The 12,537-nt window shown below is 47.8% G+C and carries 4 protein-coding genes, 1 pseudogene and 1 CRISPR repeat array (1 of these 6 only partly in view); of the genes and pseudogenes, 2 read left to right on the plus strand and 3 right to left on the minus strand.

Features of this window, described 5'->3' with window-relative positions:
- The first annotated feature begins 20 nt into the window (after nt 1-20).
- Entirely contained in the window at nt 21-5,348 is a 5,328-nt protein-coding gene (locus tag ACTHSX_RS00315) for a RecQ family ATP-dependent DNA helicase (RefSeq protein ID WP_440376640.1), read from the plus strand.
- Between the two features lie 88 nt (nt 5,349-5,436).
- Nucleotides 5,437-7,059 carry an RNA repair transcriptional activator RtcR gene (gene rtcR, locus ACTHSX_RS00320; protein WP_440376639.1) on the plus strand — a complete coding sequence of 541 codons (1,623 nt, stop codon included), beginning with the start codon at nt 5,437-5,439 and terminating at the stop codon, nt 7,057-7,059.
- A gap of 187 nt (nt 7,060-7,246) precedes the next feature.
- On the opposite strand, the gene fghA is transcribed toward rtcR, so the two are convergent.
- The 3 genes and pseudogenes from fghA to ACTHSX_RS00335 all read right to left on the minus strand — a co-directional run.
- Nucleotides 7,247-8,074: an S-formylglutathione hydrolase gene (gene fghA / locus ACTHSX_RS00325; RefSeq protein ID WP_440376638.1), complete on the minus strand. Its 828-nt coding sequence runs from the start codon at nt 8,072-8,074 to the stop codon at nt 7,247-7,249.
- Between the two features lie 8 nt (nt 8,075-8,082).
- Entirely contained in the window at nt 8,083-9,219 is a 1,137-nt protein-coding gene (locus ACTHSX_RS00330; protein ID WP_063076866.1) for an S-(hydroxymethyl)glutathione dehydrogenase/class III alcohol dehydrogenase, read from the minus strand.
- Nucleotides 9,220-9,306: 87 nt separating this feature from the next.
- Nucleotides 9,307-9,576: pseudogene (locus ACTHSX_RS00335) on the minus strand (CRISPR-associated endonuclease Cas3''); the annotation flags it as partial.
- Nucleotides 9,577-9,851: 275 nt separating this feature from the next.
- Nucleotides 9,852-12,537: direct repeats of the CRISPR family, unit length 32 nt; unit sequence GTTTCAACACACAGCCGCCTGAAGGCGGCTGG; it runs 2,515 nt beyond the window's last position.

Here is a 12,537-nt window from a genome sequence, read left to right on the forward strand (position 1 = left end):
TGTTTAGAGGTCGTCTAAAAATGAATACTGCTACAAGAGGACAAATCCCCGCTGTTCTTATCATTGATTTGGAAGTCGATCCAAAAACCGATAAGCCGTTCAAAATCGGTGCATTCCGCCCCGACTCAGGTTTGTTTTTTGAAAAAGCTTTTCGTGAAGAAAAGGGGTTTCATACCGCCTTGTGTGAAATGGCTCATCTGACCAGTGGATTAAAGTGGCTGATGGGGCATAACATCCTCGGGCACGATTTGAAATATTTGAAGGCCGTAGTGCCCGAAGCCGCATGGCTTAAAGTGCCTGTTATCGATACGCTGTGGCTCTCGCCTTTGGCATTTCCGCAAAATCCGTATCACCGACTAATCAAAAACCATAAAATCATCTCTTCTGAAATTAATTCCCCACTTGCCGACTGTCACGCTTGCTGGCAGCTTTTTCAAGACCAATGCACGGCTTTTGGAAAAATCAAAGCCGAAAAGCCCGAGGAGTTTGCGCTGTGGACAGCCCTGTCTGATATACCCCTGCCGTATCGTCTTTCAGACGACATTATGATTCCAAAGCGTGATACATCGCCGGATGTCAAGAAACTGATCGACACTATTTGGTTGATGATGCAGGACAACAATGATCAAGGTCGTCTGAAAGTCTGCCGCACACGTTTTTTGGAGTTAATGAAAACTGACATCCGCAATCCTTCCATATATTCTTCCCTCGGCTATGCCTTATCTTGGTTAAATGTCTCTGGTGGTAATTCTGTGTTAGCTCCGTGGGTGAGGCACCAGTTTCCCGATACGGCTCGGCTGATTGCCGAATTGCGCGACCATGATTGCGGTAGTACGGAATGCCGTTATTGTCAGGATACGCTCAATCCTGAGGCGCAGTTACAGCGTTATTTCAAACTACCGACTTTTCGCGATGTGAAAGGATTTGATGGTGGACAACGTGCTGTGGTGCAATCAGGTATGAAGGGGTTGCATACGCTGGCGGTGCTGCCCACGGGCGGCGGCAAATCCTTGTGTTATCAGTTGCCAGCGCTCAACCGCTACTACCGCAACGGAGGCTTGACAATAGTTGTTTCACCTTTGCAATCGCTGATGAAAGATCAGTTGGACGGTTTGGAGAAAAAAGGAGCTACCTGCGCTGCTATGCTTAACGGCTTGGTTGAGGTGGTTGAACGCGCCCAAATTTTAGACAAAATAGCTTTGGGCGATATCGGCATTTTGTTTGTCGCGCCTGAACAGTTCCGCAACACCAGTTTTATTAACGCTATTTCGCAACGCCAAATCAACGGCTGGGTATTCGATGAGGCACATTGCCTGTCGAAATGGGGACACGACTTCCGTCCAGACTATCTATACGCAGTCAAATTTATCGCTGAACACAGCAAAAATAACGGTACGGTGGCTCCGGTAAGTTGTTTTACTGCTACTGCCAAACCCGATGTCCTCGCCGACATCACTAACCATTTCCGTGAAGAGGCTGGTATTGAATTCCGCCAATTTATTGGTGACAACGAGCGCGACAATCTGTTTTACGATGTGCTGGAGATTTCAGATGGCCTTAAAAAACAAAAAATCAACGAGCTGTTGCATCGTGAACTTGATCATCAAAGCGGTGGAGCCGTGGTATTTGTCGGACGGCGGAAAAGTGCGGAAACCTATTCGGCTTACCTGAAAGAACAAGGCTGGGCATGTGAGCATTTCCATGCAGGCTTGGGGAACAACGAAAAAGCCGATATTCAAAACCAGTTTATTGGCGGTAGTTTGCGCATTATTGTCGCCACCAACGCCTTTGGTATGGGCGTGAATAAACCTGACGTACGCTTGGTTATTCACGCTGAAATCACCGGCTCGCTGGAAAATTATTTGCAGGAAGCGGGCAGAGCAGGGCGTGATCAGGCAGAGGCAAAATGCGTGTTGCTGTATGACGGCAAAGACGTGGACACACAGTTTTCCATCAGCAAAATGTCGCAAATCGAATTGCGCGATTTGAAATCAGTGTGGAAGAAAGTTGGTTGGCTGAATCAGGCGGCATACGGCAAAGACCATTGCGGTGAAATCGTGGCAACAGGTGGCGAAATTTTGCGCGACACCGAGGAGTACATGAGTTTTGACAGCGATGATAGACAGGCAGATACCAAAGTCAAAACCGTATTGGCATGGTTGGAACGTGCAGACTTATTGGAGCGTAAGGAAAATCAAACCCGTATTTTCCCCGCACGTTCAGGTCGTCTGAATCTAGATGAGGCACTAGCGATTATTGAAAAAAACAAGTTCAGCAAGCGTATCTCGGAAATTTACCAAACCATTGCCGAAATTGTGTTTAAAGCGCCAGAGGACGCGCCTTTGAGTACCGATGATTTGGTGCAGGCAACAGCATGTAGTTTCACCGAATTGCGAGGTCATCTAAAAAAGCTGGAGGAATTGGGTATCCTTACCAACGATACGCATATGACCGTCATTTTGCGTACCGATAACATAAAGCCTGCCGACAAACGTCTGGCACAAGTTATTGCCTGTGAGGAAAAACTCTGGCAGATTTTAAAAAACGAAATTCCAGAAGCAGATCAAGGTATTTGGCAAAACCTCTCATTGAGCGCTGTCTGCCACCAAATGCATGAGGTAGGTTTAGAAACCAATCCTGCTGAAATCAAACTTCTGATGCAGTCGCTTGCCGATGATAAAGCAGCAGAACGAACAAACAGCAGTGGAAGTTTCCAAATCCGTGATGTTGGCAACAACCTTTTGAAAGTACGTTTCAAGAATCCCAAAAGCGACAGTTGGGAAAACCTACAAAACAATGCCGAACTTCGCCGTAATATCGGTCTGTGCCTTTTACCATTCCTGATGGCAAAAACCAATGGAGTGCGTCAGAAAGACGTAATGGTTGAAACCCGTATGGGTGAATTGGTGCAGCAGCTTGCCGATGATTTGGTATTATCGGTACAAATCCCGGCTGACCGTCGCGAGCTTCTACTCAGGCAGACACTGCTGTTTATGCACAAACAAGGCATTATCAAACTCAACCACGGCATGACCATTCTGAGACATGCCATGACTATCACACCCAATCCAAAAGCACTCTCAGCTAAACGCCAGTATCTCGCGGAGGACTATAAACCGCTTTCCGTTTTTTACGGCGAAAAACGCTTTCAAATCCATGTGATGCAGGAATATGCCCTTCGCGCACTGAAAAATCTTACTGAAGGGTTGAATTTGGTGCGTGATTACTTTGGCTTGGAAGAAAAGAATTTTAAAAATAAATGGTTTAAAGGTCGTCTGAAAGAATTGGACGAGCCTGCATCGCCACAAACCCTGCGCGAAATTACAGATGGGCTGAATGAGATGCAGAAAGCCGTTGTTACCGACCAAAGTGGCAGCAACCGTCTTATTCTTGCCGGACCGGGTTCAGGAAAAACGCGAGTTATTGTACACCGTGTTGCCTACCTTTTACGGGTGCAACATGTTCCCGCATCCGCCATCATTGTATTGACTTTCAACCGTTTGGCGGCGCAGGAGGTCAAGCGTCGCCTGTTCGGACTGGTCGGCCCTCTTGCTGCTGCCGTTACGGTTATGACTTATGACGGTATGGCAATGCGGCTTTTGGGTGTGCGCTTTGACGGCAACAACCGAGAATACGGCAAAAGTCAATTTAAAGAATGGTGCAGGCAGGCTGCCGCTATGCTTTCAGACGACCTTGAAAACGATGATGGTAACGATGAAACACGCGAACGTATCATGGCAGGCTTCCGCTATATTCTGGTAGATGAATACCAAGACATCAGTGAAGAACACTACCGGCTTGTTTCTGCGCTTGCGGGTAGGAAGCGGGCTGAAGAAGACAAGCTGACGATTCTGGCAGTCGGTGACGATGACCAAAACATCTACGCCTTCAATGGCACGAGCAACGAGTACATACACCGTTTCCAAAAAGACTACGACGTTGCCCAACCCGACTATTTGACCTACAACTACCGCAGTACGCAGCACATCATCAGCGCTGCCAACAGCGTGATAAACGGTCTGACAGGTCGTCTGAAAACACTGCATCCGATTGTTATCAACCCTGAACGTCAAACACAGCCCAACGGTGGCGTATGGGCTGCAACAGACAGCATACGGCAGGGGCGTGTGCGCCACATCAGCCTGCCGTTCGGTAGCAGCAGCAACATACAGGGACAAGCTGTTATCACTGAAATAGGTCGTCTGAAAACCTTGGGTACAGTCGCATGGAATGAGATTGCAGTTTTATCCCGTCATAATGCCAGTCTCAAACCTCTGCAGGCATGGTGTGAACAAAACGGCATACCTTATTTTTTGAGTGCCGACAAAAGCAGCAAAATCAAATTGCGCCACACCCGTGAGTTTGTCCGCCTGATTGATGGCGTTGAAAAACAAACCGAAGGCTTTACATCACAAGCTTTTTCAGAACTTATTAGTGAACAAATGAAAAAAAGTGGTGGTAGTTGGTGCGTTTGGTTTAGGCAATTACAAACTGATTTCTTAAACGAATATCCACTGCAAGATGAAAAGCTACCTGAAAAGTCGGATAACCTTGCAGAGAGTCGTGAGACAGAAATCAAAGCGTTGCCCATAGAAGACAGCGGGTCGTCTGAAAACGGTAGTGGCACTGTTAACCGATATTCGTCCGCCTTTCTGAAAAGCTGGCTCTACGAGTATGTAGGTGATGAAAATGAAACCCGTTCGGAAGGTATATTTCTAGGCACGGCACATGCAGTCAAAGGATTGGAGTTTAAGCACGTCTTCATTTTAGATGGAGGTTGGCAGAGAGCTGACGAAGCCGAACAGAGGCTTTATTACGTCGCTATGACTCGTGCCATAGAAACATTGACTCTACTGCAAACTACCCCAGAGCATCCTTGGATAGCAAAGCTACCTGATGATATTGAAATAGTGGCTCAAATCTTTACTGAATTACCTGATTTGAATACCGAATACAGACATTTGGCGGCTTATCGAAACACGGCAGTCGAGGGAGAAACCGACAGCAAGAGTGATTTGGATATCGACTTCATCGTTTGTCACAACAATGTCGAAACTGTGAGGCAACGCCTGTTTGCTGCTGCGAAGCTGAAAAAAGACGATCCATTGGAAATGAGACGGACGGAGGATGGCAGATATATTTTCCTTTCTGATGATATTGAAGTTGCCCGTACCGTCAAATTACCACCGTTGCCGGCAAAAACTACCGCCTATGCCAATACTTTCAGAGTACGTTATTTAGACGAAGTCGGAGAATCATTTCGCCAACGCATTCCAGAAAAAATCGGCACTAAAAAGCTGGAAAAATGGACGCTTGTTATTCCTATGTTAGTGATACCGCCTGAGTAAGAAGAGTTTTTCAGGCTATCTCAAACATGAAGAGGGCAGCTTGAATACAAGGCTGTCTAAGACTCGAACAGAATAAACGGAATAAAAGATGAGTAACAAAAAACAAGTCGCCATCAGCTTTCTCGGTACAGTGCTGGATAAAGGTTTCAATCAAGAGCGTTGGTTGAAATGGCGGCCGAATGTCGCCATGAATCAGCGTCAAGATTTTCATCTTGACCGCATGGAGCTGTTTTATGCGGAGAAATACCGCGAACTGGCAGATCATGTAAAAGCCGATATTCAGCAAGTATCGCCGCACACAGTCGTCAATCTCGTATCTATGGAGCTGGCAAACCCGTGGGACTTCTCCGAGGTTTACACCAAGCTGCACGACTGGGCAGCAGGCTATACATTTAATATTGAAGAAGAAATCTATCTCACCCACATCACCACAGGTACACACGTTGCCCAAATCTGCCTGTTCTTATTGGTAGAATCGCGTCAAATTCCGGGGGTGTTGCTCCAGACTGCGCCACCGAAAAATCAAAGACGCAGCATGATTTCAGGCGATGTTGGCAATTATGAAATCATCGATTTAGACTTGGCTCGTTACGACGTACTGGCAGAACGCCTTGCCGCCGTACGCGATGACGCAGTGCTCTACCTCAAAAGCGGCATCTCAACCCAAAACGCCGCTTTCAACCGCATGATTGCCGAAATCGAACAGGTCGCACTCAATTCCCCTTCCCCCATTCTGCTTTCCGGCCCGACAGGCGCAGGCAAATCTATGTTGGCACGCAGGATTTTTGAGTTGAAAAAAGCGCGCCATCTGATTAAAGGCACATTTGTCGATGTAAACTGCGCCACCCTTCGCGGCGACGGCGCAGCATCTGCCCTGTTCGGCCACAAAAAAGGCGCCTTTACCGGCGCCGCAGAAAAACGTGAAGGCTATCTAAAAACTGCCGACGGCGGCGTATTGTTTTTAGACGAAATTGGAGAATTGGGCTTGGACGAACAAGCCATGTTACTCAAAGCCATTGAAGAGAAACACTTTTATCCCGTTGGCAGCGACAGCGAAGTCAAAAGCGACTTCCAACTCATCGCCGGCACCAACCGCGACTTACGCCACGAAATTCGCGCCGGACGCTTCCGAGAAGACCTGTTCGCCCGTATCAACATCTGGAATTACCCACTACCTGCACTCGCCAACCGTCGCGAAGACATCGAACCCAACGTCGAACACCAGCTTGCCCTAGCCTCGCAAGAACTCGGCCGAACCACCCGCTTCAACAAAGAAGCCCTGGCCGCCTACCTCGACTTCGCCCACTCCAACCAAGCACCATGGCGCGGTAATTTCCGCGACCTCGCCGCCAGCATCATGCGCCTGGCCACACTCGCGCCGCAAGGCAGAATACAGGTAGAACAAGTCCAAGCCGAAATCGAACGCCTCAAATGGCTATGGTCGGAAGAACCCTTTTCAGACAGCCTCCTACATAAAAGGCCGTCTGAAAAAACACAAGACTACCCCGATAAAGTCGATTGGGACACATTGGATTTGTTCGACAAACTACAACTGCAACACGTTATCGACGAATGCCGTAAACATCCCAACATGGCTGCTGCCGGCCGTGCATTGTTCAACGTCTCCCGAACAGAAAGGGCAAAAGTCAATGACAGCGACCGATTGAGGAAATATTTACAGCGATTTGGATTGGAATGGGGAGATATTTAAGTAGAGTGAGCAAGGAGGTTTTGCAAAGGCCTCCTCATGCTGATTCTAGGAAGTAGCTTATTTTAATAGTACTTTTATTATTATTTATAAAAATAAAAGGCATCAGATTGATGCCTTTTACTTTCGTTAATATGAAAAATTAATGTTCATACCAACGTTTGGTCGATTCACAAATCACTTCTTCGACTTACTTCAAAAATGCCGCATGATAGGCAATATGCTCACCAATAAAACTGGCAATGAAGTAATAGCTATGATCGTAGCCTTTATGGAAGCGCACATCGGCCGGTTGATTTGCCGCACGACAGGTTTCGATAAAATCTTCGGTACGCAATTGTGTTGCCAAAAACTCATCTTCCAAGCCCTGATCAATGCGCATACCTTGTACTTTATAGCCTTGTTGAATGAGCGAGTTCGCATCATATTGCTGCCATTTTTCGCGATCTTTTCCTAAATAGGCAGAAAAGGCTTTTTCTCCCCAAGGCACAAGGCTTGGCGACAAAATAGGCGAAAAGGCAGAAACACTTTGATAACGTTTCCGGTTTCGCAGTGCCAATACCAATGCGCCGTGTCCGCCCATTGAATGCCCCATAATGGAACGTTTACCATTGGTAAGAAATTTTTCCTCAATCAGACCAGGCAACTCGTTCAAAATATAATCATACATTTGATAATTCGTCGCCCAAGGCTGCTCGGTCGCATTCAGATAAAAGCCCGCACCCTGCCCTAAATCGTAAGCAGCATCGTTCGGCACTTGCTCTCCGCGAGGGCTGGTATCAGGTGCAACCACAATCACTTGATGTTCTGCCGCATAACGCTGAAAACCTGATTTGGTAATGAAATTTTGTTCAGTGCAAGTCAAGCCGGAAAGCCAATAAATCACACCAAGCGGTCGATTCTCCTGATTATCCGGCAAATAGACGGCAAATTTCATTTCGCATTGAAGCGTTTGGGCATGATGTTCCCAAACTTGTTGCGAACCACCAAAAATTTGATGTTGTTCAATCAGTTTCATCGCGTACCTTAGTAATGAATAACAGCGCGGATCGATTTACCTTCATGCATTAACTCAAAGGCTTCATTGATTTGATCAAGTGTCATTGTGTGGGTCACAAATGGTTCTAACTCGATGTCGCCTTTCATCGAGTCTTCCACCATTTTCGGAAGTTCAGAGCGGCCTTTCACACCACCAAATGCCGTGCCTTTCCAAACACGACCTGTTACCAACTGGAACGGACGAGTTGAAATTTCTTGGCCTGCACCTGCTACGCCGATGATAATGGATTGTCCCCAACCACGGTGTGCACTTTCTAATGCCTGACGCATTACGTTTACGTTGCCGATACATTCAAAGGTGTGATCAATGCCCCATTTATTGATGTCTAACAACACATCTTTGATCGGTTTATCGTAATCGTTCGGGTTCAAACAGTCAGTTGCACCAAACTGTTTCGCCAGCTCAAATTTTGAAGGATTGGTATCAATAGCAATAATGCGACCCGCTTTGGCTTGACGCGCACCTTGCACGACAGCTAAACCAATAGCCCCCAAGCCAAACACGGCAACAGAGTCGCCTTCTTGTACTTTTGCTGTGTTATGTACCGCACCAATACCTGTGGTAACGCCGCAGCCGAGTAAGCATACTTGTTCATGATTGGCTTCCGGGTTGATTTTTGCCAGTGAAACTTCTGCAACAACAGAGTATTCACTGAAAGTCGAACAGCCCATATAGTGATAGATCGGCTGACCTTGATAAGAAAAACGCGTTGTGCCGTCCGGCATTAAGCCTTTACCTTGTGTATCACGCACTGAGACACATAAGTTGGTTTTACCCGAACGACAAAACTCACATTCGCCACATTCAGCGGTATAAAGAGGAATGACGTGATCACCCGGTTTTACGCTTGACACACCTTCGCCCACAGCAACGACCACACCCGCACCTTCATGTCCAAGCACCACAGGGAATACGCCTTCAGGATCGCTTCCTGATAACGTAAATGCATCAGTATGGCACACACCCGTGTGGGTATTGCGGATTAACACTTCGCCTTTGCGGGGCATTTCTACATCGATTTCCACAATTTGTAAGGGTTGATTTGGAGCGAATGCTACCGCAGCACGAGATTTGATGGTTGAATTGGTTTGTTTATTTTCCATTAATTTTGCCTTTTAATTCATTAATTAAAGTTATCTAGCCTAAGTAAGATAACAACAGGTTATACTTTGACCTCCACTCTAAAGCAAGCGTTTTTTTGCAATTTTCGCTCCGGCGGTAGCATGATCAACTGAAGGGCCACCATGTAATCGGCGGTCAAATGGTTCCGAATATTTCCCTAAGTCATGAAGCTGTCCCGTCTGACAGGCAATTTCCTGCGCACCAAATACCTGAGTAAACTCCGCCGCCATTTCACCAACATTGACCGAATGGCTTTGCAAGGTTTGCCAGAGTTCGTAAGGTAAGAGATTACCAAGTTTATCTTGCACGGAATGGACGTAGTAACTTAGGGGTTTCATGTTGAAATTCTAAAAAATTCAGACTGATATCATGCAATGATAATATGATATTAAATTTAATATGCAAATAGAAATAATGCCGTCTGAAACTTTTTCAAACGGCATTGCTATGGATTAACCTTTATAACTTGCTTCTAATATCCTCTACTGCTTTCACTAAAGCCCCAGAAAGTGAAGGATCAAAAGAAAAGTAGCCTGCTTAGGCAATATTTGAACATACAGCCACCCAAAGGCGGCTGAGGTGAATAGACAATTTGACAGCCAAAGTTGGTAAAATTTCAACACACAGCCGCCTGAAGGCGGCTGGGAAAAAACAGGCGGAAGTCAGCCGTCTGAAAACGGTTTCAACACACAGCCGCCTGAAGGCGGCTGGCTATTAGACCATAAAGTCACACCTAATGAAATCATGGTTTCAACACACAGCCGCCTGAAGGCGGCTGGCGTTCTTTCGGTTGAAGTTTTAAGCTTAGAGGAAGTTTCAACACACAGCCGCCTGAAGGCGGCTGGCTGTCTAGTGGTTCATTTTGACCAACTCGAGAGATGTTTCAACACACAGCCGCCTGAAGGCGGCTGGCCCAAAGCTGAATCCACAGCATACTCATCATGTAGTTTCAACACACAGCCGCCTGAAGGCGGCTGGGTCCTGTCAACAGGTTCAGTCGGTCGGATAGCTTAGTTTCAACACACAGCCGCCTGAAGGCGGCTGAGGGGTTCGCATCTACTCGCTGCATGATATTAAGTTTCAACACACAGCCGCCTGAAGGCGGCTGGTTGATTGAATCTCAAGGCGCAGTAACTCAATCTGAGTTTCAACACACAGCCGCCTGAAGGCGGCTGGCACAATCAGGCACGCGCCCCATCGCCCACGCAATGTTTCAACACACAGCCGCCTGAAGGCGGCTGGGCCAAGTCTTTCTCGTGCAACCGTTGCATAATGAGTTTCAACACACAGCCGCCTGAAGGCGGCTGGCCGACAGGCGAAACTACGGAGATACTAAAAAATGGTTTCAACACACAGCCGCCTGAAGGCGGCTGGACGGCATTTGATAAATAAACCGTCTGTTATCCGCGTTTCAACACACAGCCGCCTGAAGGCGGCTGGATTTGAATACAAAGACATTGATGATTCTGATATTGTTTCAACACACAGCCGCCTGAAGGCGGCTGGCGGATAAGGACGGCGTTATATATCCCCCCCTATTGGTTTCAACACACAGCCGCCTGAAGGCGGCTGGTGCAGCCTGTAAAAAAGAGGCAGACATGATGATTGTTTCAACACACAGCCGCCTGAAGGCGGCTGGCTGTATCCTTTACAGCCTGTTTAAATTTCGGAGAGTTTCAACACACAGCCGCCTGAAGGCGGCTGGGTTTCTCTCGGTAGATAGGCCGAAGAATGAGCCAGTTTCAACACACAGCCGCCTGAAGGCGGCTGGGGATTTAATGACATGATTTGCTATTACATAATAAGTTTCAACACACAGCCGCCTGAAGGCGGCTGGCATTGCCGTGCAACATCTGACGCTCAACAATGCGGTTTCAACACACAGCCGCCTGAAGGCGGCTGGTTTAAATAAGATGCACCCAATTTTGAAACAATCTGTTTCAACACACAGCCGCCTGAAGGCGGCTGGATACATTAGTAAACATATTGGTGCTAGATTGCCTGTTTCAACACACAGCCGCCTGAAGGCGGCTGGAAAACACACAAAACGTATTTTTTGAACTGATACAGTTTCAACACACAGCCGCCTGAAGGCGGCTGGAACGGACGAAACAGGAGATAATGTTGTCATTCATGTTTCAACACACAGCCGCCTGAAGGCGGCTGGGTACATAAGTAGCGGCATGTCGTAATGATTACCGTTGTTTCAACACACAGCCGCCTGAAGGTGGCTGGACCAAATCCGCGAATGCGATAAGTACATCGCATCGTTTCAACACACAGCCGCCTGAAGGCGGCTGGTCATTCCCACCAAAACCGCCCAAAACAACAACCAGTTTCAACACACAGCCGCCTGAAGGCGGCTGGTTCCGCGTTCGAAGAGTTTATCGACACCACAATCGTTTCAACACACAGCCGCCTGAAGGCGGCTGGTTCTGTCCTTAGGATAATGATAGGTTACTCACTGTTTCAACACACAGCCGCCTGAAGGCGGCTGGTCAACAATATGGACAGGTTTCTCATTGGTTTTCATGTTTCAACACACAGCCGCCTGAAGGCGGCTGGAAAAGCAGAAGACGTTGAAGCCGTGAACTATTACAGTTTCAACACACAGCCGCCTGAAGGCGGCTGGTTGAATGTTGCTTGGCTTTGCTTAACTGTTGGATGTTTCAACACACAGCCGCCTGAAGGCGGCTGGACTTATTTTACTTTATCCTTGTTTTATTTATTCCGTTTCAACACACAGCCGCCTGAAGGCGGCTGGATTTGACAAACGCCAGCTTATATTCGACACGCTGGTTTCAACACACAGCCGCCTGAAGGCGGCTGGCCACTAGCAAACTCGACAACGCGCGTGCCGGTGCTGTTTCAACACACAGCCGCCTGAAGGCGGCTGGGGCTCGCCTTTATCGCCCTTTGCGCCTTTGAGAGTTTCAACACACAGCCGCCTGAAGGCGGCTGGATAAAAGCCATTTTATATAAACCCCATTTTATATGTTTCAACACACAGCCGCCTGAAGGCGGCTGGCTTGGTCGGCCGCGTGAACGGCGCGATACAAGAGCGTTTCAACACACAGCCGCCTGAAGGCGGCTGGCAAAGGCGTAGTCTTCGCCGCCCAATAAAGCGACGTTTCAACACACAGCCGCCTGAAGGCGGCTGGATTTGAGTTTGGTTTTTGCGGCAAATCCGCAGCAGTTTCAACACACAGCCGCCTGAAGGCGGCTGGAAAAACAACATCGGCCGCTTCGTAGCCACTGGTGACGTTTCAACACACAGCCGCCTGAAGGCGGCTGGGTGC

Source organism: Neisseria sp. P0014.S002 (assembly GCF_051958295.1).
Taxonomy (GTDB): Bacteria; Pseudomonadota; Gammaproteobacteria; order Burkholderiales; family Neisseriaceae; genus Neisseria; species Neisseria flavescens_B.

What these genes read in the sequence shown, in the direction of transcription:
- ACTHSX_RS00315 (WP_440376640.1), top strand. Translation starts at nt 21, where the DNA reads ATGAATACTGCTACAAGAGGACAAATCCCCGCTGTTCTTATCATTGAT.
- rtcR (WP_440376639.1), top strand. Translation starts at nt 5,437, where the DNA reads ATGAGTAACAAAAAACAAGTCGCCATCAGCTTTCTCGGTACAGTGCTG.
- ACTHSX_RS00330 (WP_063076866.1), bottom strand. Translation starts at nt 9,219, where the DNA reads ATGGAAAATAAACAAACCAATTCAACCATCAAATCTCGTGCTGCGGTA.
- fghA (WP_440376638.1), bottom strand. Translation starts at nt 8,074, where the DNA reads ATGAAACTGATTGAACAACATCAAATTTTTGGTGGTTCGCAACAAGTT.